Annotated in this window: 25 protein-coding genes; 12 read left to right on the top strand and 13 right to left on the bottom strand. The window is 68.7% G+C overall.

Annotation, left to right across the window (positions count from 1 at the left end):
- Nucleotides 1-53: 53 nt before the first annotated feature.
- Nucleotides 54-479, bottom strand: a complete 426-nt coding sequence (locus ACFWPX_RS34780) for a cold-shock protein (protein WP_378914056.1) — start codon at nucleotides 477-479, stop codon at nucleotides 54-56.
- Between the two features lie 162 nt (nucleotides 480-641).
- On the opposite strand from ACFWPX_RS34780, the gene ACFWPX_RS34775 reads away from it, so the two are divergent.
- Both ACFWPX_RS34775 and ACFWPX_RS34770 read left to right on the top strand, forming a co-directional pair.
- Nucleotides 642-878 carry a hypothetical protein gene (locus tag ACFWPX_RS34775; protein ID WP_378913992.1) on the top strand — a complete coding sequence of 79 codons (237 nt, stop codon included), beginning with the start codon at nucleotides 642-644 and terminating at the stop codon, nucleotides 876-878.
- Between the two features lie 373 nt (nucleotides 879-1,251).
- Nucleotides 1,252-1,860, top strand: coding sequence for a transglycosylase family protein (locus ACFWPX_RS34770; protein WP_378913991.1), 609 nt, complete (start codon nucleotides 1,252-1,254; stop codon nucleotides 1,858-1,860).
- Nucleotides 1,861-1,926: 66 nt separating this feature from the next.
- Here the strand turns inward: ACFWPX_RS34770 and ACFWPX_RS34765 are convergent, their stop codons facing one another.
- Nucleotides 1,927-2,118 carry a hypothetical protein gene (locus ACFWPX_RS34765; protein WP_056818634.1) on the bottom strand — a complete coding sequence of 64 codons (192 nt, stop codon included), beginning with the start codon at nucleotides 2,116-2,118 and terminating at the stop codon, nucleotides 1,927-1,929.
- Nucleotides 2,119-2,156: 38 nt separating this feature from the next.
- Here ACFWPX_RS34765 and ACFWPX_RS34760 point away from each other — a divergent pair, with 38 nt between their 5' ends.
- Nucleotides 2,157-4,448 carry a helicase-associated domain-containing protein gene (locus ACFWPX_RS34760; RefSeq protein ID WP_378932702.1) on the top strand — a complete coding sequence of 764 codons (2,292 nt, stop codon included), beginning with the start codon at nucleotides 2,157-2,159 and terminating at the stop codon, nucleotides 4,446-4,448.
- Here the strand turns inward: ACFWPX_RS34760 and ACFWPX_RS34755 are convergent.
- Entirely contained in the window at nucleotides 4,445-4,948 is a 504-nt protein-coding gene (locus ACFWPX_RS34755; RefSeq protein ID WP_378913989.1) for a hypothetical protein, read from the bottom strand. The genes ACFWPX_RS34760 and ACFWPX_RS34755 overlap by 4 nt on opposite strands.
- A 109-nt stretch (nucleotides 4,949-5,057) precedes the next feature.
- Here ACFWPX_RS34755 and ACFWPX_RS34750 point away from each other — a divergent pair, with 109 nt between their 5' ends.
- Nucleotides 5,058-5,903 (top strand): hypothetical protein, encoded by an 846-nt coding sequence (locus ACFWPX_RS34750; RefSeq protein ID WP_378932699.1) that lies wholly within the window; start codon nucleotides 5,058-5,060, stop codon nucleotides 5,901-5,903.
- On the opposite strand, the gene ACFWPX_RS34745 is transcribed toward ACFWPX_RS34750, so the two are convergent.
- From ACFWPX_RS34745 to ACFWPX_RS34735, 3 genes are all read right to left on the bottom strand, one after another.
- Nucleotides 5,900-7,291, bottom strand: coding sequence for a M1 family metallopeptidase (locus tag ACFWPX_RS34745; protein ID WP_378932696.1), 1,392 nt, complete (start codon nucleotides 7,289-7,291; stop codon nucleotides 5,900-5,902). The two genes, ACFWPX_RS34750 and ACFWPX_RS34745, sit on opposite strands and share 4 nt — an antisense overlap.
- A gap of 159 nt (nucleotides 7,292-7,450) precedes the next feature.
- A complete protein-coding gene (locus tag ACFWPX_RS34740) occupies nucleotides 7,451-8,116 on the bottom strand; it encodes a DUF3239 domain-containing protein (RefSeq protein ID WP_378913986.1) in 666 nt (221 codons plus the stop codon).
- A 99-nt stretch (nucleotides 8,117-8,215) separates the two neighbouring features.
- On the bottom strand, nucleotides 8,216-9,883 hold the full coding sequence (locus tag ACFWPX_RS34735; RefSeq protein ID WP_378913985.1) for a DNA repair helicase XPB: 1,668 nt from the start codon (nucleotides 9,881-9,883) through the stop codon (nucleotides 8,216-8,218).
- 345 nt (nucleotides 9,884-10,228) lie between these two features.
- On the opposite strand from ACFWPX_RS34735, the gene ACFWPX_RS34730 reads away from it, so the two are divergent.
- A complete protein-coding gene (locus ACFWPX_RS34730; protein WP_378932691.1) occupies nucleotides 10,229-10,873 on the top strand; it encodes a LysE family translocator in 645 nt (214 codons plus the stop codon).
- Nucleotides 10,874-11,169: 296 nt separating this feature from the next.
- Complete coding sequence (locus ACFWPX_RS34725) at nucleotides 11,170-11,766, top strand: trimeric intracellular cation channel family protein (protein ID WP_378914055.1); 597 nt, start codon at nucleotides 11,170-11,172, stop codon at nucleotides 11,764-11,766.
- Nucleotides 11,767-11,772: 6 nt separating this feature from the next.
- Here the strand turns inward: ACFWPX_RS34725 and ACFWPX_RS34720 are convergent, their stop codons facing one another.
- On the bottom strand, nucleotides 11,773-12,951 hold the full coding sequence (locus tag ACFWPX_RS34720; protein WP_378913983.1) for a pyridoxal phosphate-dependent aminotransferase: 1,179 nt from the start codon (nucleotides 12,949-12,951) through the stop codon (nucleotides 11,773-11,775).
- A gap of 172 nt (nucleotides 12,952-13,123) precedes the next feature.
- On the opposite strand from ACFWPX_RS34720, the gene ACFWPX_RS34715 reads away from it, so the two are divergent.
- Complete coding sequence (locus tag ACFWPX_RS34715; RefSeq protein WP_378932688.1) at nucleotides 13,124-13,339, top strand: hypothetical protein; 216 nt, start codon at nucleotides 13,124-13,126, stop codon at nucleotides 13,337-13,339.
- Between the two features lie 47 nt (nucleotides 13,340-13,386).
- Here ACFWPX_RS34715 and sigJ read toward each other — a convergent pair whose 3' ends face one another.
- Nucleotides 13,387-14,286, bottom strand: a complete 900-nt coding sequence (sigJ, locus tag ACFWPX_RS34710) for an RNA polymerase sigma factor SigJ (protein WP_378913981.1) — start codon at nucleotides 14,284-14,286, stop codon at nucleotides 13,387-13,389.
- Between the two features lie 118 nt (nucleotides 14,287-14,404).
- Here sigJ and ACFWPX_RS34705 point away from each other — a divergent pair, with 118 nt between their 5' ends.
- The 3 genes from ACFWPX_RS34705 to ACFWPX_RS34695 are packed head-to-tail and all read left to right on the top strand — an operon-like array spanning nucleotide 14,405 to nucleotide 16,400.
- Nucleotides 14,405-15,241 carry an SMP-30/gluconolactonase/LRE family protein gene (locus ACFWPX_RS34705; RefSeq protein ID WP_378932685.1) on the top strand — a complete coding sequence of 279 codons (837 nt, stop codon included), beginning with the start codon at nucleotides 14,405-14,407 and terminating at the stop codon, nucleotides 15,239-15,241.
- 42 nt (nucleotides 15,242-15,283) lie between these two features.
- Nucleotides 15,284-15,880 carry a GNAT family N-acetyltransferase gene (locus ACFWPX_RS34700; RefSeq protein WP_378932682.1) on the top strand — a complete coding sequence of 199 codons (597 nt, stop codon included), beginning with the start codon at nucleotides 15,284-15,286 and terminating at the stop codon, nucleotides 15,878-15,880.
- Nucleotides 15,855-16,400 carry an SAM-dependent methyltransferase gene (locus ACFWPX_RS34695; RefSeq protein ID WP_378932678.1) on the top strand — a complete coding sequence of 182 codons (546 nt, stop codon included), beginning with the start codon at nucleotides 15,855-15,857 and terminating at the stop codon, nucleotides 16,398-16,400. The genes ACFWPX_RS34700 and ACFWPX_RS34695 overlap by 26 nt, the downstream gene beginning before the upstream one ends.
- Nucleotides 16,401-16,594: 194 nt before the next feature.
- Here the strand turns inward: ACFWPX_RS34695 and hrpB are convergent, their stop codons facing one another.
- Nucleotides 16,595-19,153 (bottom strand): ATP-dependent helicase HrpB, encoded by a 2,559-nt coding sequence (hrpB, locus tag ACFWPX_RS34690; RefSeq protein WP_378932675.1) that lies wholly within the window; start codon nucleotides 19,151-19,153, stop codon nucleotides 16,595-16,597.
- 132 nt (nucleotides 19,154-19,285) lie between these two features.
- On the opposite strand from hrpB, the gene ACFWPX_RS34685 reads away from it, so the two are divergent.
- Nucleotides 19,286-19,903 carry a LysE family translocator gene (locus tag ACFWPX_RS34685; protein WP_378932672.1) on the top strand — a complete coding sequence of 206 codons (618 nt, stop codon included), beginning with the start codon at nucleotides 19,286-19,288 and terminating at the stop codon, nucleotides 19,901-19,903.
- 51 nt (nucleotides 19,904-19,954) lie between these two features.
- Here ACFWPX_RS34685 and ACFWPX_RS34680 read toward each other — a convergent pair whose 3' ends face one another.
- Nucleotides 19,955-21,043 carry a 3-deoxy-7-phosphoheptulonate synthase gene (locus tag ACFWPX_RS34680; RefSeq protein WP_378913975.1) on the bottom strand — a complete coding sequence of 363 codons (1,089 nt, stop codon included), beginning with the start codon at nucleotides 21,041-21,043 and terminating at the stop codon, nucleotides 19,955-19,957.
- A 314-nt stretch (nucleotides 21,044-21,357) separates the two neighbouring features.
- Between ACFWPX_RS34680 and ACFWPX_RS34675 the strand changes: the two genes are divergently transcribed.
- Complete coding sequence (locus tag ACFWPX_RS34675) at nucleotides 21,358-22,167, top strand: NAD(P)H-binding protein (RefSeq protein WP_378932667.1); 810 nt, start codon at nucleotides 21,358-21,360, stop codon at nucleotides 22,165-22,167.
- A 4-nt stretch (nucleotides 22,168-22,171) separates the two neighbouring features.
- On the opposite strand, the gene ACFWPX_RS34670 is transcribed toward ACFWPX_RS34675, so the two are convergent.
- From ACFWPX_RS34670 to ACFWPX_RS34660, 3 genes are all read right to left on the bottom strand, one after another.
- Complete coding sequence (locus tag ACFWPX_RS34670; protein ID WP_378932664.1) at nucleotides 22,172-22,642, bottom strand: carboxymuconolactone decarboxylase family protein; 471 nt, start codon at nucleotides 22,640-22,642, stop codon at nucleotides 22,172-22,174.
- Nucleotides 22,643-22,723: 81 nt separating this feature from the next.
- Nucleotides 22,724-23,587: an oxidoreductase gene (locus ACFWPX_RS34665; protein WP_378932661.1), complete on the bottom strand. Its 864-nt coding sequence runs from the start codon at nucleotides 23,585-23,587 to the stop codon at nucleotides 22,724-22,726.
- A 91-nt stretch (nucleotides 23,588-23,678) separates the two neighbouring features.
- Nucleotides 23,679-24,728 (bottom strand): phosphopantetheine-binding protein (locus ACFWPX_RS34660; protein WP_378932658.1); only part of this gene is annotated, 1,050 nt, incomplete at its 5' end.

Genomic DNA, 24,728 nt, shown 5'->3' with positions numbered 1-24,728 from the left:
GAAAACGAAAACCGGCCCCGAACGAATTCGTTCGGGGCCGGTCTTGTCGAAACTCAGTGATCGAGTTCGCGAGCCACGGCCCGCACAACCTCGGAAATACGCTGGGACATCTTGCGGTCCGGGTACTTTCCGCGCCGCAGATCCGGCTGCACAGTGCTCTCGAGCAGCGTGATCATGTCCTCGACCAGGCCGTGCAGTTCATCGGGCGACTTGCGCGGCCCGGCGTCCTTGCGCGCGGGCGTGTGCCCACGGTCGCGGTCGCGCACAACAGTCGGCGGCGCCTCCAGCACCGTCACGCTGAGCGCCTGCGGGCCACGGCGACCGGCGGCCATGCCGAATTCGACACGCTGTCCGGGCTTGAGGCCCTCGACGCCCTCGGGCAGCGCGGACGAGCGCACATAGACGTCCTCGCCCTCGTCTTGAGACAGGAAGCCGAAGCCCTTCTCGACGTCGTACCACTTCACCCGGCCGGTCGGCACTGCGCTCACCCGTTCATCATTCGGCACCCGAACCCTTGTGGCCCGGGTTACACAATTTTGCTTGTCGCGAAAAGAACGCGCCCCCCAACAAGGCGGGACGCGATGTGGTGCGAGTCTACCCCGGTGGCTATAACGCGAGCACATCAGTTTTACGGTTCACCGGTGACGAATTCACCAGATCCGGCTTCGCCCGGTCCGCGACGCTCCGGCGATCGCCTGCTGCACGCGGCACTTGTCCTGTTCGGGATCGGAATTCTCGCGGTGATCGCGATCTTCGTGACGCCGATCGTGTCCGACAGCGATCCGGGGTTGTGGCTGTACGGCCTGGCGATGCTGGCACCCGCCGGCTTCCTGCTCGCGCTGATTTTCGCGCTGTGGTCGGGCCGACGCGCACGCTGATGCGTCAAACGATTACCCCGCCACATGCCTTCCAGCTAAACATGTGACCTTCGTCACATAACGGCGCGGTCACGAAGTGAGCGCACAGCTGTCGCACACATTCGGCACCGCGACTACCTGCGCGGACACATCGGGGATCACCCTGAGATGACCCCGAGACCCACCGGGACCCGCCGGTTACCAAATAGTGACATTCGCCGCTGACCGTCGTACCGTTTCTCTCAGCCGGGGTAACCCCCGGAACCACCGGCCCGCCGCATCGAACCTCATCCCGCGGGTACCGGACCCCGATTGGAAAAAAGGGATGAGGGCGGACCGGGAGACCTCTCAGTCCGGGCCACATGCAGGTGCGAACGAGAGGAAGAAACCCGATATGAGTGGACGCCACCGCAAGCCGACTTCCACCGGGCGCACTGCTGCCAAGGTCGCCGTCACCGGCGCGATCTTCGGCACCGCAGCCGCAGCCCTCGCCGGAAACGCCAGCGCGGCCCCTGACTCCGACTGGGATCGCCTCGCACAGTGTGAAGCCGGCGGCAACTGGGGCATCAACACCGGCAACGGTTACCAGGGTGGGCTGCAGTTCTCGCCCTCCACCTGGAACGCACACGGTGGTGGCGAGTACGCCGCCTCCGCCAACAACGCCACCCGCGAACAGCAGATCGTGGTGGCCGAAAAGGTTCTCGCTTCCCAGGGTTGGGGCGCTTGGCCCTCCTGCTCCTCGCAGCTCGGCCTGAGCAGCGGACCGTCCGAGCGTGTCGCTCCCTCGGCGCCGAGCTGGGCTCCGCAGGTCACTGTGCCGCAGGTGCAGGATCCGAGCCAGGAAGTGTTCTCGGCCGTCGACCGCGCCCTCACCGTCGTGCAGCAGCAGGGCATCGCCGTGCCGCAGCAGGCTCTCGACTTCGTCAACTCCGCCAAGGGTTCCCAGCTGGACCCGGCCGTGATCGACTTCTTCCAGGCGAACAAGGGTCTGCTGCCCTCCTGATCGCCGGTAGACACAACAAGAGCCCGCATCCTCGAGGATGCGGGCTCTATGTTTTTCTCGTCCGAATTACACCCGGTTGATGGTGGTCTGAGGGTGCACGTACGGCAGCGTCGCGGCCGGGACGGGAAACTCGGTGTCCTCACCGAAAGGCGAGAGATTACCGGCACGGGTCGACGACAGTTCGGTCACGGCGTGCTCGCCGTCGGCCACCTCGGGCCAGCCGTTGTCGACGTAGGGTTTCTTCGATTTGTTCACCACCGGCTCATTCTGGCATACGCAACACGTAGGCTCGATCGGTGATCGCGACAGACTCTCTCGCCGATTGGCTCGGTGCGCGCACCGATGCCCAGCTGGTGAAATTGCTGCAGTTGCGGCCGGACCTGGCGGTGCCGCTGCCCGCGTCGATGTCGGTGCTCGCGGTGCGCGCTCAGCAGCGCGCGTCGGTGTTGCGGGCCGCCGACGACCTCGACACGCTCGAGTTCGCGATCATCGAGGCGCTCACGACCAATGAGGACGCCCGCACGATCGGCTCCGAACTCACGCGGCTGACCCGCACCACCCTGCACGCGCAGCTCAAGGATCGCGTCACCAAGACCGCGTTCACCGCCGCGCTGACCCGTCTGCTCGATCGCGCACTCGTCTGGCAGGTCGGCGACGACCTCGACCTGACACCCAGCGCCGCCGAAGCCCTCCCCTGGCCGCTCGGTGCGACGACAGCGCTGCCCGACGCCCTCACCGAGCCCGAGGTCATCGCGGCGCTGGCCACGGCGAGTCCACCCGACCGCGCGCTGCTGGACAAACTCGCGACCACCGGCCCGCGCGGTCGCACCAGGGATGCCGCGCCCGGCACCGACCCCGCTCGACCGGTACCGCGCCTGCTCGCCGCCCGGCTGCTGCACTGGATCGACGACGAGACCGTGGAGTTGCCCGTCACCGTCGGCCAGATCCTGCGCGGCGAACCCGTCACCGACCCGCACGCGCTCGCCCCACCCAAACCCGCACTCGTCAAGAACGCCGCCACCGAGGTGAACGCCGTCGGCGCGGGCGAAGTGGGCGAGCTGCTGCGCGATGCGGGCGACCTGATCGACGCACTCGGCACGCTGCCCGCCCCTGCCCTGCGCGCAGGCGGACTCGGCGTGCGCGAAGCGCGCAGACTGGCCAAACAGACCGGCATCGACGAACAGCGCACCGGCCTGCTGCTCGAATTGCTGGCCGCCGCGAAACTCGTCGAGAAGGGGCTGCCCGAGCCGACACCCGACCTCGACGCCACCGACGACTTCTGGGCGCCGACGCCCGCCGCGGATTCCTGGCTCGACGCCCCACCCGCCACCCGCTGGGTGACGCTGGCGCAAGCGTGGCTGGAGCTGGATCGGATGCCGTGGATGATCGGCATGCGCGACGCCGCCGACAAGCCGATCGCGGCCCTGTCGGCGGAGCTGCGTGTCCCGCACGCGGTGCGTGACCGCGCGGCGATCCTCGGCCTGCTCGCCGAGTATCCGACCGGCACCGCCGTGACCCCCGCCGACATCGGCAAGCTGCTGGCTTGGCGAATGCCACGTCGTCGCAGGCACTTCCGCCTCGAAGCCGTCACCGCGACCCTCGCTGAAGCAGCGATCGTCGGCCTGCTCGGGCGCGGTGCCCTCGACTCCGCCGCCAGGGCCCTGCTGCACGGTTCCGTCGCCGACGCCGAATCGGAAATGGCCGCGGCACTGCCGAAACCGGTCGACCACGTCCTGGTCCAGGCCGACCTGACCGTGATCGCGCCCGGCCCGCTCGTCCCGGAACTGCGCGGCAAGATCGCCCTGGTAGCCAACGTCGAATCAGCGGGCGCCGCGACGGTGTACCGGGTCAGCGACGCCACGGTCCGGCGTGCCCTGGACGCCGGACTCACCGCCGCCGAACTCCACGCCCTGTTCGCCACCCACTCGCGCACCCCCGTGCCGCAGTCGCTGACCTACCTCATCGACGACGTGGCCCGCCGCCACGGCCAGCTCCGGGTCGGCATGGCCCAGTCCTTCCTCCGCAGCGACGACCCGGCCCTGCTGGCCCAGGTCCTCGCCGCCCCCGTAGCCGAAACCCTGGCTCTGCGCGCTATCGCCCCCACCGTGGCGATAGCGCTGGCCCCGCTGACCGAGATGCTCGACCAGCTCCGCAAAGCGGGCTTCGCCCCCGCCGGCGAGGATTCCGGCGGCGCCATCGTCGACCTGCGCCCCCGCGGCGCGCGGATTTCGGTCCGCCCGCTGGCGCGCAGGCCCTACCGGCCGACCCCGCCGAACGACGACCAGCTCTCCCAGCTGGTCACCGAACTCCGCGCGGGCGAACGCGCCGCGGGCGCTCGCACCGGCCGCTCGGTCCGCACCGACGGCACCCGCACGGGCACGGCGGCCACCCTCGCACTACTCCAGCTGGCCGCGCGAGTAGGCCGCCCGGTGAACATCGGCTACGTCGACGCCCAGGGCGTGGCGACCCAACGGGTAGTCGAGCCGCTCCGGGTGGGCAACGGCCAACTCGACGCGGTGGACCCGGTCAGCGGTGCCACCCGCCACTTCACGCTCCACCGAATCGCGTCGGTGGCCCTGCTCGATTAGGGCTTGGCCATGCAGAAGGTCGTCTTCGGCTCGGCAACCGTCCGGAACTGCGTGGCGTCCGCCCCGCACAGCAGCTCATCGGTCTGCCCGTCGATCCGCTTGACCACCTTGAACGACGCCTCCGGCGCGGTGCAGGCGACCGACTCGGCGGGCCGCGTCCCCGCGTCCGCGTAACAGCTGCCCTCGGCGAAGTTGGGCGCCAGGCACAGGGTGTTCTTCGCGTCCCCGACCGTGCCGTTGAAGGCGGCGTTGCCCGCGGTGCAGTCCGTGGCGCCGAGCTTCACGATCCGGTAGTTGGACTTCGCCGACGAGCAGTCACCCACCGTCGCCTTCATCGCATCGGCGGCGTTGTCACTGACCTCCACGCACGAACCCACCGCGACAGCACCGGCCGACGACGAATCATCGGACGAGCACGAAACCACCGCACCGACCAGTGCCATCGCGGCCACCGGTCCGAGCACGATCCGCGCCAACAGTCGCTTCTCTGGGAAAATCACTGAAAACCTCACTCACCGAATGGTTCAGGGCGAACACAACCGCCGGTGACGATACCCAAGTGCCCCGCGCCCGCGCTCCCCCGTCGCGCAACCTGTCTACCATCACAAGATGACCCTCGACGACGTCGCAGGCGAGCTGTACACCCTCGACCCCGGCGAGTTCGTGTCGACCCGCGCCGAGCGCGCCGCCCAGGCCCGCGCCGACGGTGACCGCGACCTGGCCAAGGCCATCACCGCACTGCGCAAACCCACCGTCGCCGCCTGGACGGTCAATCTGCTGGCCCGCCACGCGCCGCAGGAGATCGCCGCGCTTCTCGATCTCGGCGATGCCCTCCGGTCGGCTCAACGGCAGCTCTCCGGCGACAAGTTGCGTGCCCTCGGCACCCAGCGTCAGCAGGTCGTGAACGCGATGACCAAGCGAGCCGCCGAGCTGGTCGCCGAACACGACCGTCCGGCGACCGAGCAGGTGCTGCGCGAGGTCGGCCAAACCCTCACTGCCGCGCTGGCCGACCCTGAGGTCGCCGACCTGGTCCGTGCCGGTGTCCTGCCGACCACCGTCACCTATGACGGCTTCGGTCCGGCCGGTCTGGTCGCGATCACCGGCGGAAAGGCCACGCCGAAGAAGCGCACGAGCAAACCCGCCCCGAAAGACACCGAAGCCGCGCGCCGAGCCGAGGCAGAGAAAGAACTCGACGATGCCGAATCCGGTCTGGCGGCCGCCCGCGCCGATCGCGATGAGGCCGAAGCCGCTGCCGCACAGGCGAAATCCGACCTCAACGCGATCGAGACCCGGATCACCGAGCTACGCGAAGAGCTCGAACACGCTGAACAGCAACGCCACTTCGCCCACACCGCCGAACATCGGGCACGTGGTGAATTCACTGCCGCGCGTGGTCAATTCGACCGGATGCAGCGCTGGGTCGAGCGAGCCCGCGCACGTCTGCGCGAGGACTAGGAACCCAGCGTGCCCGGATAGAGGAACGCGTCACGCGGCGGCCTTGTGCCATCGAGCCATTCGGCCAGGAACTCGCCCAGCGGCATCGAGGTCCGGCTCTGCAGGAACGCCCGGAACTCCGGCATCGAGGCATGGCCGTCGCGATGTGCGTTCACGAAATCCCTGATCGCCGTGAAGAACACATCCTCACCGATCAGCTTGCGCAAGGCATGCAGGAACAGTGGGCCGCGGTAGTAGACGGAGGTGAACTCGTCGCCGACGCCGGGAGCGGCCAGCGCGATCTTCCAGAACTTGGGCTCGTCGAGGTATTTCGCGATCGTGTCGCGATACTCGGTGTCCACATCGGCGTGGTCGATGCGCTCGGGCCACAGATAGTCGGCGGTGTAGCTGGCGAAACATTCGTTGAGGCAGATGTCGGACCACTGCCGCACCGACATGGTGTCGCCCCACCATTGATGGGCCAGCTCGTGCACCACGGTGTTCAGATCGGTCCACGGCGCGTACGTCGGCCGGGTCTGGGTCTCCAGCGAGAACGGCAGCTCCGTATCCACGTAGATGCCACCCGCCACGTCGAACGGGTAAGGGCCGTAGAGGTTTTCGAGGAAGTCGAGGATCTCGGGCAGCCGCTGCTCGTCTTCGCGATTCCCCTCCGATTCCGGCGCGAACGCGCTCAGTACCGCGGTCCCGTTCGCCCGCCGCTGTTCGAGGAAGGTGAAATGGTCCACCGCGACCGTGGTCAGGTAGCCGATTGTGGGCTGTCGGGTCTCCCATGTGGTGAACAGCCGACCGTCGCGCACCACGTGCTCGGTGCGATCACCGGTCGACATGACTTCCCACTCGGCGGGCACCGTGGCGTGCAGCGTGAAGGTCGCCTTGTCCAGCGGGGTGTCGTTGAGCGGGTACCAAGTGCTCGCGCTGTGCGGCTCGCCGATGGCGAACGCGCCACCGCTGGGCGCGTAGGTCCAGCCTTCGCCCTCGGTATCGACAGCCCCGCCCGCGTAGTCGACGATGATCCACATCGGCAGTCCGGGCGGCAGTGGCAGCAGTGGCGTAACCACCAGTTCGTGCGCGCCGTCATGGGCGAACCCCGCGGGCTGCCCGTTCACCGTCACCATCAGCACCTCGGGCCCGCTGTAGTCGAGGTTGAACTGCTCCAGCGGCTGGGTCACGCGACCATCGATGCGGGCGGTGCCGCGCAGGTAGTGATCGCCGGGTTCGTAGTCGATCGATACGTCGTAGTGGGTGACGTCGTAGCCACCGTTCCCGTCGAGCGGATAGTACGGATCACCCAGCCCAGGCGCCCCGATCAACGACGGATCCGCCGCTACCGGACGAATTCCCAGCGCCACCAGCGCGAACACCACGCACAACCCGGACGACCATCGCATGTCGAGGACACCTTTCGCCGACCGGATCGCACGGACCCGACCATCGTCGCAGGCGCACGCCACGGACCCTAATAAGCCCAGGCCGGGGTACGCCTCATGGGCGCCGACGCGCCAGCGTTCATCAGCCGCGCACGGCCGGAGCGAAGGCGGAGGTTACGCCTAGCCCAGGTCGGAGGGCAGCTGCTGTGGGTCGAGCAGCAGGCGTTTGGTCGCCGTCCGCTTCACCCGCGCGGCCAGCGCCAGGTTCTGCGCGAGCAGCCGCCATTCGACCTCGTTGATGGCCTGGCAGGCCCGCTCGATCACCGCGTCGTCGCGCGTGCCCCAGGCGATCGGCATGGCGGTGACCAGCTGCCAGCGTTCGCCGACCTGGCGAGGGGCACGATCGGTGCGCACCGCGATGGCGGGTACCCGCTCACCCGGCTGCGGTGCGTGTCCCGGCAGGGCGCGCACCTTGCGGGTGATCAGCGCCCAGCTGCGCTCCGGCGCGGCGGGTTCGGCGATGTCGACCAGAGCGAGCAGCACGATGCCGCCCGGCTCAGCGTCGCTGACGACGGCGGGTACGAGAACACCGTCGTGGTAGAGCTTTTCGATACTGGAGCGGTGCGGCGTCCACAACGCCACCCACAGCGCGATGCCCGCGATGAGCACGCACACCACCGCGAGCAGAAACCCCCACGCCTGCCCACTCCACACCAGCGCCACCGTGGCCGCGACGGCGAGACCGGCGACCAGCAGGGCCACCAGGCGCAACCTACGCAACCCGGTGAACGTCTCGTTCACCGCATGAGCGTGTTCACGGTCGACCACGAATTCGAAGCGGCGCACGCCTTCCTTCCTAGCACAAGTTGCGGAGGAATTGCCTCCGCTTATCTGCCGAGGGGTTCGCACTTCGCACGCTACCCCCCTTTGACCTGGCGAACAGTGCTACACGCCGTCCCCGATGGGCGGACCGAGCAGGTCGTCGGCGTCGACGATGCGGTAGGCGTAGCCCTGCTCGGCGAGGAAGCGCTGCCGGTGGGCGGCGTATTCGGCGTCTAGGGTGTCGCGCGCGACCACCGAATAGAAATGCGCCTGCCCCCCATCCTGTTTCGGCCGCAGTAGCCGACCGAGGCGCTGGGCCTCTTCCTGGCGGGAACCGAAGGTGCCCGAAACCTGCACCGCCACCGACGCTTCCGGTAGATCGATGGAGAAGTTGGCGACCTTGCTCACCACCAGCACCGGGATCTCACCGGAGCGGAAGGCGTCGAACAGCGCCTCACGCTCCCTGTTCTTGGTGGCGCCGGTGATGACCGGAGCGTTCAGGTCGACACCCAGCTCGTCGAGCTGATCCAGGTAGGCGCCGATCACCAGGGTGGGTGCGCCCTGGTGGCGGGCCAGGATGGACTCCACGACCGGGATCTTGGTGCGCGCGGTGGAACACAGCTTGTAGCGCTCCTCCGGCTCGGCGGTGGCGTAGGCCATGCGCTCGGCGTCGGTGAGCGTTACCCGCACCTCGATGCAGTCGGCCGGCGCGATCCAGCCCTGCGCCTCGATGTCCTTCCACGGGGCGTCGTAGCGTTTCGGGCCGATCAGCGAGAACACGTCACCCTCGCGGCCGTCCTCACGTACCAGCGTGGCGGTGAGGCCGAGCCTGCGGCGTGACTGGAGGTCGGCGGTCATCCGGAAGACCGGCGCGGGCAGCAGGTGCACCTCGTCGTAGATCACCAGGCCCCAGTCGCGGCTGTCGAACAGCTCGAGGTGCTTGTACTCGCCCTTCGATTTGCGCGTGATGACCTGGTAGGTGGCGATGGTGACCGGGCGGATCTCCTTGCGCTCGCCGGAGTACTCGCCGATCTCCTCCTCGGTGAGCGTGGTGCGCGCCAGCAGCTCGCGCCGCCACTGCCTGCCCGCCACGGTATTGGTGACCAGGATCAAGGTGGTGGCCTTCGCCTTGGCCATCGCGGCCGCGCCGACCATCGTCTTGCCCGCGCCACACGGCAGCACGACCACCCCGGAACCGCCCGCCCAGAAGGAGTCGGCGGCCATCTCCTGGTAGTCGCGCAGGTGCCACTTGCCCTCGGTGTAATCGAGGCCGATGTCGTGCGCCTCGCCGTCGACATATCCGGCCAGGTCCTCCGCGGGCCAGCCGATCTTCAACAGCATCTGCTTGATGTGGCCACGCTCGGACGGGTGCACGATCACGGTGTCGTCATCGATACGGGCGCCGAGCATCGGCGCGATCTTCTTGTGCCGCAACACTTCCGCGAGCACCGCCCGATCCAGGCTGACCAGGCACAGCCCGTGCGCGGGATGCTTGACCAGCTGCAACCGGCCGTAGCGGCCCATGGTGTCGACGATGTCGACGAGCAGCGGCTGCGGCACGGCATAGCGCGAGAAGTTCACCAGCGCGTCGACCACCTGCTCGGCATCGTGGCCCGCCGCGCGGGCATTCCAGAGCGCCAGCGGCGTGATCCGATAGGTGTGCACGTGCTCGGGCGCACGTTCCAGCTCCGCGAACGGGGCAATGGCCTGCCGCGCGTTGCCTGCCAGCTCGTGGTCGACCTCGAGCAGCAGGGTCTTGTCGCTTTGCACGATCAGCGGACCGTCTGTCACACGTTGCTCCTGTGCTTATCGGCGGCTGGCGCCGCGGGTTTTCGGCCTCGTAACCCCGAATCCGAGGGGCGATACTCCGGCTTCGCCGTTACGTCTCGCCCCTCGGATCCGGGGCGGCCGAAAACGTGGTGGGCGAGTTGGGAGTCCGTAGGTGGGCTCGTCGGGTGCGGCATTTCACTCGTGAGGGAACCCCGGATCCCGGGTGAGGAAACGTGGCTTTTGTCGATTGTACGGACCAGGACCGACATGACCTGGGCGGACAAACAGGGACAGCGATGGTCGGCCGGTCCAGCAGGTGTCGACTGGACCGCGACAATGCCTTCCTGACCGGCGCAAACTCAGTGCATGCTTCAGACAACGGCGGTTCTCGGGGTTACGGCGGCGGCGCTCGGCATGGTGCTGACACCGGGTCCGAACATGATGTATCTGGTCTCGCGCACCGTCGCGCAGGGGCGTCGGGCGGGGATGATCTCGCTCACGGGGGTCGCGGCGGGGTTCGGGGTTTACCTGATGGCGGCCGCGGCGGGGATCACGGCGGTGTTCGCTGTTGTTCCCGGGCTGTATATGGCGGTGAAGCTGGCGGGTGCGGCGTATTTGCTGTGGCTGGCCTGGCAGGCGATCCGGCCGGGTGGGGTCTCGGTGTTCGCGCCCGCCGACCTGCCGCACGACCGCCCGCGGCGACTGTTCACGATGGGATTGGCCACCAACCTGCTCAATCCGAAGATCGCGATCATGTACATGGCGCTGATCCCCCAGTTCGTCGACCCCGATCGCGGCGCCCTCTGGTTGCAGAGCCTGTCGCTGGGAGCCATCCAGATCACGGTCGCCCTCACGGTCAACGCCATGATCGTCCTCGGCGCCGCCGGCCTGGCCACCTTCCTCGCCGCCCGCCCCCTGTGGCTGCGCACCCAGCGCTATCTCATGGGCACCGCCCTCGGGACCATCGCCGTTCTCCTCGCCACCGACAAGGCCCGCCCCACCCCCGCCTGACCTGACAGCTTGTCGCTAGGCCCCGCCACCACCACCCGACTGCGACGCCTGGTAACCATGATGTGTCTCTACCAAGGGCGGGGCCCGCCCTGATCTGGACTGACCGGAGGGTGCGACGCAGGAGTGCCCGGAGGGAGGGAAGATCAGGGGCCCGAAAGGCTCCGCCTCGAGCGCGCCAGCGCTCCATAAACAGGGAGCGTGCCGTGAGCGTTGAGGTGCTGGTGGGGATCTTGGCGGCGGGGCCCTCGGTGACGGAGCTCGATTCGGCGGTCACGGCGGTGCATCGGGGCGGCGAGATGATGGGGGTCATCTCGTTCGCGGCGTCGGGGGCGCTGGTCGCGGTGCGTAAGCGGCTCGATCTGTTCGGGATGGTGGTGCTGGCGTGCGCGACCGCGCTCGGTGGCGGAATCGTGCGTGACCTGCTGATCGGGCGGACTCCCCCGGCCGCGTTCACGGATCTGACCTACCTGTCCGCGTCGATGGTGACCGCGCTGATCCTGTACTTCATCGCACCGTCGCCGCGCCTCACCAAGGGCCCGCTCGAAGTCGCGGATGCGATCGGGCTCGGGCTGTTCTGCGTCACCGGCACGGTGATCGCCGACTCGGCGGGACTCGGCGCACCCACCGCCGCCCTGCTCGGCATGACGACCGCGATCGGCGGCGGCGTGCTCCGCGATGTGCTCAGTGGCGAGGTGCCGAGCGTGCTGCGTCCCGATCAGGACCTCTACGCGATCCCCGCGCTGTTCGGGGCGGCCGCCACCGCCGCGCTGCTGCACTTCGACGTGTACGAAGCGTGGACCGGGCTGCTCGCCGCGGCGGGGGCGGTGGGTTTCCGCCTGCTGGCCCGCCACTACCAGTGGCACGCACCGCTGGCCCGCCACGCGCGTGACTGACTCGCGTCAGCGCACGGCGATGCCGGTTCGGAGCCGGCGGATTCCTTCGTCTATTGTCTCGTCGCGCTTGCTGAAGGTGAAGCGCACCAGATGTTTCCAGTCATCAGGGTGATCGGCGAACACGCTCACCGGCACGGCGGCGACGCCGAGTCGCGCGGGGAGTTCACGGCAGAACGCCAGTCCGTCCTCGGCGCCGAGCGGCCGGATATCGGCGCAGACGAAGTAGCCGCCGTCGCTGGCCGAGACCGTGAAACCGGTGTCGCGCAACGCCTGCGAGAGCCGCGTTCGCTTATCTGCCAGCCCGTCACGCTGAGCGTGCACCCAGGCCGATTCCTCGTTGATCGCATGCGCGACGGCGGGCTGGAACGGCCCACCACCGACAAAGGTGAGGAACTGTTTGGCCGCGAGTACACCGTCGAGTAGTGGCGCGGGCGCACAGGCCCAACCGATCTTCCAGCCGGTGACATTGAAAGTCTTTGCCGCACTGGATACCACGATGGTGCGCTCGCGCATCCCGGGCAGCGTGCAGATGCTGATGTGCTCGGTGCCGTCGTAGACGAGGTGCTCGTACACCTCGTCGGTCAGCACCAGCAGATCGTGTTCGACGGCCAGTTCGGCGATCGCGGTGAGGTCGGCGCGGTCAAGCACGGCGCCGGTGGGATTGTGCGGCGAATTGATCATCAGCATGCGGGTTTTCGGGGTGATCGCGGCCCGCAGACTGTCCAGGTCGAGCACGAATCGGTCGCCGTCGGGCACCAGGCGGGCCGTCCGTCGCCGTGCGCCGGCGAGGGCGATCGCGGCGGCGTAGGAGTCGTAATACGGCTCGATCAGCACCACCTCCTGGTCCGGCTCCACCAGGCCGAGCACGGTGGCGCTGATCGCCTCGGTGGCGCCGACGGTCACCAGAACTTCGGCGGCCGGGTCGTAGGCGGTGCCGTAGCGGCGGGCTCGGTCGTCGGCGATCGCCTGGCGCAGTGCGGGCATCCCGCGGCCCGGCGGGTACTGATTGAGGCCGTGGGCGATGGCCGCGCGCGCGACCTCGAGCATGCTCGCGGGTCCGTCGGTATCGGGGAAGCCCTGGCCCAGATTCACCGCGTCGTGGCGGACGGCCAGCTCGGTCATTTCGGCGAAGATCGTCGATCCGAAGGGGCGCAGGCGGGCGACGGTGGGCGGCACAGGCGGCATCTCCGCAGCGTATCCCACTGATCGTCGACGTTGCCGAATGATAGCGAACACGCATGTTTCACAAACGTTTTCCCTGTTTGACCTGCGCTATTGTGCGGTTCCCCAACCTCAGCTAGCCTCGCCGTGTTCTACCTCACACACCACAGCGTGGTGGATATCGAAAGGGGCTCACATGGCCTCACCTCTGCTCGACTTCATCCTGCAACCGGCTGCGTCGGAGGTAGCCGGTTCGGCCCTGCGGTTCATCCGCGAACAATTGCTCGGCGGCCAGATCGTCGACATGTTCACCGGTTCGGCCACCCCGGACAACAACATGGGTTCCTCGACCGGCAACCACAACCTCGGATCGTCGACCGGCGATCACAACTGGGGCTCCACCTACCCGTAAACACCCAGGTGCCGCTGACCCCCGCAAGCTCTACTGTGTTGCGGGGTTCAGCGGGGGCGGGCGCCGGACAGTTTTACTACGTTGGCGAAATCGTATGCGGCCCAGATTTTTCCGTCGTGCACTGCGAAGCCGAGCACGCGTACCGGGCGTCCGAACGGTGAGTTCGGGTCGGTGAAAACCAGGCCCGATTTGCCGTTCACCGTGGCGGCGCTCAATTCCAGACCAGGTTCTTCCTGATGCTTGCGCCATAGGCCGAGCGCCAGACGGGCGATTTTCTCTTGCCCAGCAACAATATTCAGCGCCGTCTTGGTGGTCCCACCCGCATCGGCGGTGAAGGTCGCGTCCGGATGCAGGGTCGCGGCTACCGCTGCGACATCGCCGGTGGCCAGCGCGGCCAGGAACCGTTGCACCGCTCGATCGTGCACATCGTCGGCGACCGGCGCCGGTGCCCGTGCCACCGCCCGGCGCGCTCGCACCGCCGATTGCCTTGCCGCATCGGCGGAAACACCGAGGATCTCGGCGATCTCGTCGAACGGCACGCCGAGTCCCTCGTGCAGTACCAGCGCGACCCGCTGCTGCGGCGTCAACGCGTCGAGCACCACCATCGCCGCCATCCGGCTGTCCTGATCGCGCACCACCACGTCCAGCGGATCCGGTGTGCGCGAGGACGCCGCCGCCGAGACGATCGGCTCCGGGAGCCATTGCCCCACATAGGTTTCGCGGCGCACGGCGGCACTTCGCAAGTGGTCGAGGCAGATTCGGCTGACCACCGTCGTCAGCCAGGCGCGCAGATCGTCGATCTCGGACTGGTGCACCCCGGCCATCCGCAGCCAGCTCTCCTGCACCGCGTCCTCGGCGTCGCCGACACTTCCGGTGAGCCGGTAGGCGACCGAAAGCAAGTGCGTTCGATGCGATTCGAACAGGTCGGCGAGAAACGGGGAAACCATCGAGTCAGATCCTACGGAGTACCCCACCGCGCTCCGTCCCACGGGTCGCCGACCGGTGATTCTCCACACGCCATCTCGTCTGTATTACTACTACTGCCAACTACAAGGACGGCGCACTGTGAGTACACCCGAGATCGTGCTGGAAGGAATCGTGTTCGGTGAGTCACCGCGCTGGCACGACGGTCGGCTGTGGTTCTCGGATTGGGGCGCGAACCAGGTGATCGTCCTGGACGAGGATCACCACCCCGAGGTCGTCGCCCGGATTCCGTCGTTTCCGATGTGCATCGACTTTCTCCCGGATGGGCGATTGGTGATCGTCGACTCCGCCGCCAGGCGTCTGCTTCGGCGCGACCCCGACGGGTCGCTCGTCGCCTACGCCGACCTCTCGCCCGTATCGGACAAGCCGTGGAACGACATCGTCATCGACGAGGGCGGCAATGCCTACGTCAACAACATCGGCTTCGACTTCCCCGGCGGGAAGTTCGTCCCCGGCCTCATCGCCCGCATCACCCCCACCGGTGAGGTGCGGCAGGTCGCCGACGGACTCGCGTTTCCGAACGGCATGGCGATCACTCCCGACGGTACGACGCTGATCGTGGCCGAGTCGTACGCCGACCAGCTCACCGCCTACACCATCGCGGCCGACGGTGGGCTGAGTGATCGCCGCGTGTGGGCGGCGACTCCGGGCGATCACCCCGACGGGATCTGCCTCGATGCCGAGGGTGAGCTCTGGTACGCGGACGTGGGCAATCAGCATTGTGTCCGGGTCAGGGAGGGCGGCGACGTGTCGGCGCGGGTCCGGCTCGACCGTGGCACGTTCTCGTGCACACTCAGCCGAGACGGGGATCCTCGGTTGTACGTCGTCGGACAGAGCTGGGGCGACGCCGAAGCAACCGGGCCGACGGGGCAGGTTGTTGCCTTTCCCGCGCCGGCGCCGGGTGCGGGCAGGCCGTGAGAATCCGGCGAGAATTCCGGCGCCGACTGTCAGGATGGCCGGATGTACGAGCACACGCTCACCGACGGCACCGTCTGGCTCACCCGCCCGACCGGGGCCGATATCGACCGCATCGTCGAGTGCTGTCAGGACCCTGATGTGCAGCGCTGGACCACGATCCCCGTCCCGTATCACCGGTCCGACGCCGAGGAATTCCTCGACCGCGTGGTGGCACCCGGCTGGGCGAGCAACGCGCCGGTCTGGGCGATTCGCACCGCCGAGGGCGGCCGGGTCGAAGGCATGGTCGGCCTGCATACGCGCGGCCCGGGTACCTGCGAGATCGGCTTCTGGCTCACTCCCGATCATCGCGGGCGCGGCCTGATGTCGCGGGCGATAAACCTGGTCTGCGACTTCGGTTTCGCCACCGACGGTCTCGCGCTGGACCGGATCACGTGGCGCGCGATCACGGGCAATAACGCCTCGGCCGCCGCGGTGCGCCGCAACGGCTTCCACTACGAGGGGTTGGCCCGATCGGGCGGGGTGCAGCGTGGAGCACGGGTCGACGAATGGGTCGCGGCGCGCCTGCCCACCGATCCCGTCGAGCCGGTCGAGGGGTGGCCCGAGTGGTACCCGAGTGTCAGCGCCGTCGATGGCCGATGACGCGCGGTTCGACTGGTTCGCCGACACCATGGGGGTGCGGGCGGGCGAGCGCGTGCTCGAGCTCGGGCCCGGTTCCGGCGCTTCGCTGACGCGGATCGCGGCCCGGCTCGGCAGCGGACGAATCGTCGGGGTCGACCGCTCGGCAACCGCGCTCGCGCAGGCCGAACGCCGCTGCGCCGCCGAGATCGCCGCCGGACGCGTCCGCCTGGTCGAAGGCGAAATCGGAAAGGTGCGGGCCGACCGGTTGCTGGCCCAGCTCGACGAAGGCGAACGATTCGATCTGATCTTCGCGGTCAACGTCAACCTGTTCTGGACCGGTCCCGCGACCGCCTCCTGGTCGATGATGCGCCGATGCCTCGCTCCGGCCGGCCGCATCTGGCTCTGCTACGGCTATGGCACCCCCGACAGTCCCACCCCACCCACTGACCGCCTCGCCGAACGCCTCGCCACCGCCGGCTACCACTGCACCCCCGTCACCACCGACACCCTTCTAGCCGCCCGAGCAACGCCGATCCCCTGACGATCAAGATCAACAGGCGCAGGAGGCCACTTGGGCGATGCTTGCGTGATCGCCCAGTGATCAACAGCCCAGTGATGGACGCACCCCGGCACGCGGCTCTGATCGGGCGCCAACACTCTGGAGTGGGCGATCGCCTGGGCGGATACCTGCGCTCGGCGGTAGTCGTGATCGAGACGAAACCCGTTGGTGAACAGTCAGTTCGGGCGGTGGGTGGCTCGGCGGGCGGTGCCGCGATGGGCGGAGATCGTCGTCGGGTCCTCGGGCCAGGCGTGTTTGGGGTAGCGGCCGCGTAGGTCGGCGCGGACTTGGGGCCAGCCGTTGCGCCAGAAGGAGGCCAGGTCGGCGGTGACGGCGACGGGGCGCTGGGCCGGGGAGAGCAGGTGGAGCAGGATGGGGGCGCGGCCGTCGGCGAGGGTGGGCGGGTCGGTCCAGCCGAAGATCTCCTGGACTTTGACCGCGAGGACCGGCTGGTCGGCGGAGTAGTCGAGGCGGACGCGGCTGCCGGAGGGGACTTCCAGCCGTTCGGGGGCCAGTTCGTCGAGGCGGGCGGCGGTGGGCCACGGGAGCAGGCGGCGTAGCGCGGTGCCCGCGTCGATGCGGGCGAGGTCGGAACGGCGACGGGCGGTGGACAGTTCTGGCCCGAGCCAGGGGTCGAGGTCGGCGAGGAGTGCGGCATCGTCGACCGCGGGCCATGGTTCGCCGAGGGTGCGGTGCAGGAAGTCGAGACGTTGACGCAGGCTGCGCGCGTCATCGCTCCAGCGCAGTAGGTCCAAACCCTCCGCCCGAAGTCCTTGTCGCACAGCCTGTTCCATCAGCGCCTTGTCGGGATGACGTAACGCCTTCTCCGACAGGATGATCGCGCCCAGCCGTTCCACCCGCCGAGCTACGACATCACCGTCATCCCACCGCACCTCATCGGCCACGACCACCAATCCCGGTGCGGCCTCCCGAGCGAGTTCCTCATCAGCGATGGCCGCCAGGCGAATTCGGCCCTCGGCCCGTCCGGGATCTCGATCAGCGATCGCCACCGCGAGCCACTCCGCCGCGGCCAGCCCCGAACCCGGCGGCAGGGTCACCGCGGTGCCGCCCGCCATGAGATACGTGGACGACCCACTCGACCGCCGCCGAGCCAGCCGCTCCGGCTGGGCCAGCGCGATCAACAGCGCCGCGACATCCCCTTCATAGCCACCACTCTCGTTCCCGGCGCCGGGCCGGTCCCGCCGATCATGGCCCCGACCCGGGGATGGATCGACCTGCGCACCCTCGACAGACCGGGCGAGCTGGTCGTCGGTGTTCGCGACGAGGCGCGTCAGCCGTTGCACTTCCCGGGTCCAGCGGGGTGGGCGTTCGGAGCGCAGGGTGCGCAGGGCAGCTGTCGCGTCGATGCCGGGCGCGAGGGAGTCGTCGTCCATCAGGACCACCATCTCGGCGGCGGCTTTCGCACCGACTCGTGCGGCGCCGTCGAGAAGTGCGCGGGCCAGTCGGGGGTGCAGGCCGAGGTCGGCCATGGCTTTGCCCCTGGGCGTGATGTGGTCGGAATCGTCGAGGGCGCCGAGGGCGCGCAGGACGGTTCGGGCTGCGGCGAGGCCGCCTTCCGGCGGGGCGTCCCACCAGGCGAGGCCGGTTCCGTCGGGGGTGCCCCAGCAGGCCAATTCCAGTGCGAGGCGGGTGAGTTCGGCGGTGCGGATCTCCGGTTCGGGGTAGGCGGGCAGGGTTTGGTGTTCGTATTCGGGCCAGCAGCGCCACGCGTGGCCGGGGGCTTCGCGGCCCGCGCGGCCTGCGCGCTGTTCGGCGACCGCGGCCGAAACACGCACTGTCGCAAGGCCGGACAGGCCACGGCGGTGATCGACACGGGAGACCCTGGAAAGCCCGGAGTCGACGACAGCGCGCACGCCGGGGACGGTGAGACTGGATTCGGCTACCGCAGTGGACAATACGACTCGCCGTCGCGCTCCGGGCGTAAGCGCGAGGTCCTGGGCCGCGCCCGCGAGCCTGCCGTGCAGCGGGACCACGTCGACCTCGTCGAGGTCACGCAGCAGGCTCGCCGTTCGGTTGATCTCCCCGACACCGGGCAGGAAAACCAGCACGTCACCGTCGGTTTCGGCCAGCGCACCACGCGTCGCCCGCGCCACCTGTCCTTCGATACGCTCACGCGGCAGCGACGGCACGTACCCGATGTCCACGGGATACGCACGGCCACGAACCTCGACCACCGGCGCGGGCTCCCCGTCCTCCCCGCCGAGCAGAACCGCGAGCCGATCGGCGGCCACCGTCGCCGACGTGGCCAGAACCCGCAGATCAGGCCGCAACCCCGACCGCGCGTCGAGCAACAGCGCCAACAACAGATCCGCATCCAGATGCCGCTCGTGGCACTCGTCGAGCACCACCGTCCCCACCCCACCCAATTCCGGATCCTGCTGCAACCGCCGCACCAGCAACCCCGAGGTCACCACCTCGACCCGCGTCCGCGCCCCCACCTTCCGATCCCCCCGCACCGCATACCCCACGGTCTCCCCCACCCGCTCCCCCAACAACGCCGCCATCCGCGCCGCCGCCGCCCGCGCCGCCAACCGCCGAGGCTCAGCCACCACGATCCGCCCCGACGACCCCGCCGCCAGCGCCAACGGCACCAATGTGGTCTTCCCGGTCCCCGGCGGCGCGACCAGCACCGCGACCCCACGATCGGCCAGTGTCACGGCGATCCGCTCCAGCGCCGGCCGCACCGGAAGATCGGGAAGTTCAGGAAGCTTCATCACCGACCAGTCTGCCGCCCCACCGGCACGACCGAGTAACCGCCCAACGACCCGTCATCGCAGCCACGCGGCGGCCAACCAGGGCATCGCCAGGTATTTCCCGGCGCTCGATCGGCAGTTACGCTGCGGGAGATGAGCATCGAGTTCGCGTTGACCACGCTTGTCATTGTCGCTACGCCGGGAACGGGCGCCCTTTTCACACTCGCGGCCGGGCTTTCCCGGGGAGCGAAGGCGAGCGTGATCGCGGCCTTCGGATGCACGGTGGCGATCGTTCCGCACATGATCGCGGCGATCACGGGGCTGGCCGCACTGTTGAACACCAGCGCGGTCGCGTTTCAGACATTGAAGTATCTCGGTGTCGCGTATCTGCTGTACATGGCGTGGAATACATTGCGGGACAAGGGCGCACTCGCGATTCCGGAGGAAGGTGCCGAGGCGCGACCTTCGGCGCGGCAGGTCATCACCTCGGCGGTGCTGCTGAATATCCTGAACCCGAAGGTGACGATCTTCTTCTTCGCGTTCCTGCCCCAGTTCGTCCCGACCGGCGCACCGAACGCACTGGGTCGCATGCTCGAGCTCAGCGGGTTGTTCATGCTGGTCACGTTCGTGGTGTTCGCGGGTTACGGGGCAGTCGCCGCCGGGATGCGCACCTATGTGCTGTCGCGCCCGGTGGTGGTCCAGTGGATGCGGCGGGTGTTCGGCGTCTCGTTCGTGGCCCTCGCGGGACGCCTCGCGGTTCAGAACCAGTAGACACAGCAGTGCGGGCCCCGGAATCCGAGGCCCGCACTGTCGATCGAAAGGTTACGCGCGGCGCGCGGCCACCGCGTCGGCCAGGCGGTCGAGCTGGGTGGCGGTGGTGTTCCAGTCGATGCACGCGTCGGTGATGGACTGGCCGTAGGTCAGATCGTCGGCCTTGCCGAGGGTCAGGTCCTGGCGACCCGCGACAAGGAACGACTCCAGCATCACACCGACCACGCCCTGCTCGCCCGCGGCGATCCGGTCGGCGATGTCGGTGACGACGTCGACCTGCTTGTTGTGGTCCTTGTTGCTGTTGCCGTGGCTGGCGTCGACGACCAGGCGCTGGGCCAGCGAGGACTTCTCCAGGCGCAGCTTGGCCTCGGCGCAGGAGGTGGCGTCGAAGTTGGTGCCGTTGCTGCCGCCGCGCAGGATGACGTGGCAGTCGGGGTTGCCCGAGGTGCGGATCAGCGCGGAGCGGCCGTCGAGGTCGGTGCCGGGGAAGACGTGGCTGGCGGCGGCGGCGCGCACACCGTCGACCGCGACCTGCACGTCACCGTCGGTGCCGTTCTTGATGCCCACCGGCATCGACAGCGCCGAGGACAGCTGCCGGTGCACCTGACTGGCGGCGGTGCGGGCACCGATCGCGCCGTAGGAGACCAGGTCGGCGATGTACTGCGGGGTGATCGGGTCGAGGAACTCGCACGCGACCGGCAGGCCGAGGGCGGTGATGTCGACGAGCACCTTGCGCCCGATGCCGAGGCCGGTGTTCACGTCGAACGAGCCGTCCAGGTGCGGATCGTTGATCAGACCCTTCCAGCCCAGCGTGGTGCGCGGCTTCTCGAAGTACACGCGCATCACGATGTGGAGCCGGTCGCTCAGCTCGGCGGCCTTCTCGGCCAGCTTGCGAGCGTATTCCAGCGCGGCGGCGGGGTCGTGCACCGAGCACGGGCCGACGATCACCATGAGGCGGTCGTCGTCGCCGTTGAGCACGTCGACGGTGGCCTTGCGGCCAGAACGCACGACGTCGGCGAGCTCATCGGTGATCTGGTGAACCATGCGGACCTCGGCGGGCGAGCGCAGCGGGCTCACACTGAGCGTGCGCTGGTCGTCGAGATCGGAATGCCGCGAGTCGACATCGGCTGCGGTGGTCATGAGATGTGGGTCCTTTGCGTTAGGAGGCCGACCCACGGAAATCGCTACCGTCGAGCCGGGCGTTATCCGGCTCGAGGTGGAGGAAGTCAGCGCGCAGGGTCGCAGACCGGCCCACCCAGGGCCGGATAGCTAAACCAAAAATATGCGCGCTGCATGCCGTGGACTGTACCACCGGTAAAACGCCGAATGGTCGGCCATGGTTGCCCGGAGTGTGGACCGTCACATCGCGTTGCTGGCCCGCGCCGCCGGGAAAGTCCTTGACCTCAACCTTGCTAGAGCTTCTAGCGTCGGTGGTCGAGGAAAGGAAATCGACTGTGACAACACTGGTTACGGGCGCGACCGGCAATACCGGTCGCCAGGTAGTACGGGAACTCGTCAGCCGTGGCGAGAAGGTCAGGGCAGTGACCCGCGATGCTCACGCGGCGCGCGCACTCCTCGGCCCCGAGGTGGAACTGTTCACCGGCACGCACAACGTGCCGTCGACGCTCGACGACGCCTGGCACGGCGTCGACCGGCTGCACGTGACGGTGACCAACGGGCTCGCCGACGTCGGTCCCGAACTGATCGGCAAGGCCGTCGACGCGGGCGTGCGGCGCATCACCGTCGTCTGGGGTGGCGGGGTCGGCCTGGTCGAGCAGGCGATCGCGGAGTCGGGGGTGGAGTGGACCCGGCTCGAACCGCAGGAGTTCATGTCGAATGCACTGACCTGGGTCGATCCGATCCTGGCCGACGGTGTCGTGCGCGAGCCGTACGCCCATCCGAGCGCGCTGGTGCACGAGGCCGATATCGGCGCGGTCGCCGCCGTCGCGCTGCTGGAGGACGGCCACTCCGGCCGCGCGTACAACCTCACCGGCCCGCAGGCGCTCACTCCGCCGCAACGGCTGGCGATCCTCGGGCAGGCGGCGGGCCGCGAGATCACCTTCACCACGATCACCCACCAGCAGGCGGTCGACCGGCTGATCGCGACCGGGGTCTCGAAGGCCGACGCCGACTACGTGATCGGCTGGTACGCCGAGTCGAGTCCCGAGTCGTACACGGTCGACCCGACGGTGGAGCAGGTACTCGGCCGGCCCGCGCGCACCTTCGCGCAGTGGGCGGCCGAGCACGGGCACCGGTTCCGCTGAACCGTCAGCCCCACTGGCCGGGCACGTAGTCCCCGGCGGGGGTGTGGGCGATGGCGTTGAGGCGGTTCCAGGCGTTGATCATCGCGATGGCGGCGATCAGGGCGGCGATCTGGTCGTCGTCGTAGTGCAAGCGGGCCTGGGCGAAGGTGTCGTCGCTGACATGGCCGCCGTCGGCGGTGCGGGTCGCTTCCTCGGTGAGGGCGAGGGCCGCCCGTTCCGCCTCGGTGAAGACATCGGTCTCCCGCCAGGCGGCGACCAGGTTGATCCGCACCGGGGTTTCGCCCGCGTGGGCGGCGTCCTTGGTGTGCATGTCGACGCAGTAGCTGCACCCGTTGATCTGCGAGGCCCGGATCTTCACCAGTTCGTAGGTGGACTTGGGCAGCGGCGAATCGTCGATGACCTTGCCCGCCATGACCAATCGCTTGCTGAAGCTCGCGGTGATGGCGTTGGCGTAGAGGTTGAAGCGCGCTTCCATGATGGCTCCTTCGTCGTGGGGTTCATAGAGACGACGAGGTAGCCGTTCGCGGTGTGACGTCATGTGACGCCGATCACGAATTCAGATCAGGCCGCAGAGCTTCTCGGAGAGCTCCCACAGTTGCGCCGCGACCTTGCGGTTCCTGGCCGCGGGCGCGCTGCCCGCCCGGGCGGGGTTGCCGCGCAGGCCGAGGAAGCCGTCGGGGCCGTAGAACGCGCCGGGCACCACATCGGCGGTGGCGGCGAACAGGGTGGGCAGCGCGCCCTGTTCGGCGGTCGGGGCGAGCGTGCGGTTGCCCAGCCACATGAACGCGTCCTGGATGGACTCGGTGTGCGACATGAGTTCGGTCGCGGCGTAGCCGGGGTGCGCGGCCACCGAGATCACCGCGGCACCCTCACCGGCGAGGCGACGCTGGAGCTCATGGGCGAACATCAGGTTGGCCAGCTTGGACTGTCCGTAGGCGAGCCAGCGGTCGTAGCGGCGCTGCTCCCAGTTGGGGTCGGCCAGATTGATCTTGCCGATGCGGTGCGCCACGCTCGACACCGTGACCACGCGATCGGTGATGCGGTCGAGCAGCAGGTTGGTAAGCGCGAAGTGACCGAGATGATTGGTGCCGAACTGCATTTCGAAGCCGTCGGCGGTGCGCCGCAGCGGTAAGGCCATCACGCCCGCGTTGTTGATCAGCACGTCGACGCGCTCGATCGACTCGGTGAAGGCGCGCACCGAATTCAGATTCGCCAGGTCGAGTTCGCGGACTTCGGTCTCGCCGCGCATCCCCGCGGCAACCCGCTCGGCCTTGGCGACATCGCGACAGGCCAGGACCACTCGCGCACCCGCCTCCGACAGCGCCCGCGCGGTGGCGGCGCCGAGACCACTGTTGGCACCGGTGACGATGATCGTGCGGCCGGTCTGGTCGGGCAGGTCAGCGATAGTCCACTTACTCACCGGCGGAAGTCTAATGACGCCGGGGAAATGCGCGAATCGGCAAGAGCGGGTGCGTAGTTCGCGCTTGCCGATGCCTCGATCGACCCCACCGTCACGACTGCGCCATGACCTCTTCGTCGGACATCGCGGCGACTTCCAGGTACATCGCGGCGACCAGCTCGAGTCGGCCCGCATCGCCGGAGCCCTGCTCCCGCTCCAGCATTCGCGCAGCCAGCGCTGCGACACTCCGGGCGGTGAACAGGTCGGCGACGACGGTGTCGGGGGCGTCGAGCCAGTCCCGGATGCGGGCGACGGCGGTGGTGGCGAGCACCGAATCGCCGCCGAGGGCGAAGAAGTCGTCGGTGACACCGATCCGCTCGGCGGCGAGTACCTCGGCGATCACCGCCACGAGCGCCCGTTCGAGATCGGTCCGCGGCTCGACGAATTCGTCTGCGCCCTCGTTTTTTTCGAGCACCGCGCGGATGGCCTTGCGGTCCGGCTTGGCGTTCGAGGTGAGCGGGAGTTCGGCGAGCAGTTCGAGGCGGGTCGGCACCATGTAGGACGGGACGAGGTCGGCGGTCGCGGTGAGCACGGCGTCGACGTGCAAGATGGCGCCGGGGGTCGGTACCACCAGGGCCACCAGCTTCGGCGCCGCCGCCCCGACCACCGCGGCCACGGCATGGCGGACACCGGGGATCGCGCGCAGGGCGCTCTCCACCTCGCCGAGTTCGACGCGGTAGCCCCGGATCTTGACCTGGTGGTCGGCGCGGCCGAGGAATTCCAGGCCGCCGTCGGGCAGGTAGCGGGCCAGGTCGCCGGTGCGGTACCAGCGCAGGCCCTCGTGGGTGACGAAACGGTCGGCGGTGCGCTCGGAATCGTTGCGGTAACCGGCGGCCACACCGTCACCGCCGATCCAGAGTTCGCCGCTCACCCAGTCGGGGCAGTCGTTGCCCGCCGGGCCGACGACGCGGCACTGCACATTGCGCAGGGGGGTGCCATAGGGCACGGCGGTCCACTCGGCGGGGACCCGCGCGTCGACGACCTCGCAGATGGTGGAGTGGATCGCGGGGGGGGGGGGGGCGCCGCGCCCCCCCGCACCGCCGGGTGGGGGGAGGCGCCCGGCGCCGGCGCGCCCCGCGCCCGCGGCCCCCGCTCGCCCGGC

Origin of the sequence: Nocardia sp. NPDC058518 (assembly GCF_042719655.1) — a bacterium.
GTDB lineage: Bacteria > Actinomycetota > Actinomycetes > Mycobacteriales > Mycobacteriaceae > Nocardia.
Note: the sequence above shows the minus strand (reverse complement) of the source record. Positions and strands in the feature narration are given on the sequence as shown.

Bases quoted from the DNA above. Each gene is read 5' to 3' on its own strand.
- ACFWPX_RS34770 (WP_378913991.1), top strand. From the start codon at position 1,252: ATGAGTGGACGCCACCGCAAGCCGACTTCCACCGGGCGCACTGCTGCC.
- ACFWPX_RS34750 (WP_378932699.1), top strand. From the start codon at position 5,058: ATGACCCTCGACGACGTCGCAGGCGAGCTGTACACCCTCGACCCCGGC.
- ACFWPX_RS34745 (WP_378932696.1), bottom strand. From the start codon at position 7,291: ATGCGATGGTCGTCCGGGTTGTGCGTGGTGTTCGCGCTGGTGGCGCTG.
- ACFWPX_RS34730 (WP_378932691.1), top strand. From the start codon at position 10,229: ATGCTTCAGACAACGGCGGTTCTCGGGGTTACGGCGGCGGCGCTCGGC.
- ACFWPX_RS34725 (WP_378914055.1), top strand. From the start codon at position 11,170: ATGATGGGGGTCATCTCGTTCGCGGCGTCGGGGGCGCTGGTCGCGGTG.
- ACFWPX_RS34720 (WP_378913983.1), bottom strand. From the start codon at position 12,951: ATGCCGCCTGTGCCGCCCACCGTCGCCCGCCTGCGCCCCTTCGGATCG.
- ACFWPX_RS34715 (WP_378932688.1), top strand. From the start codon at position 13,124: ATGGCCTCACCTCTGCTCGACTTCATCCTGCAACCGGCTGCGTCGGAG.
- sigJ (WP_378913981.1), bottom strand. From the start codon at position 14,286: ATGGTTTCCCCGTTTCTCGCCGACCTGTTCGAATCGCATCGAACGCAC.
- ACFWPX_RS34700 (WP_378932682.1), top strand. From the start codon at position 15,284: ATGTACGAGCACACGCTCACCGACGGCACCGTCTGGCTCACCCGCCCG.
- hrpB (WP_378932675.1), bottom strand. From the start codon at position 19,153: ATGAAGCTTCCTGAACTTCCCGATCTTCCGGTGCGGCCGGCGCTGGAG.
- ACFWPX_RS34685 (WP_378932672.1), top strand. From the start codon at position 19,286: ATGAGCATCGAGTTCGCGTTGACCACGCTTGTCATTGTCGCTACGCCG.
- ACFWPX_RS34680 (WP_378913975.1), bottom strand. From the start codon at position 21,043: ATGACCACCGCAGCCGATGTCGACTCGCGGCATTCCGATCTCGACGAC.
- ACFWPX_RS34670 (WP_378932664.1), bottom strand. From the start codon at position 22,642: ATGGAAGCGCGCTTCAACCTCTACGCCAACGCCATCACCGCGAGCTTC.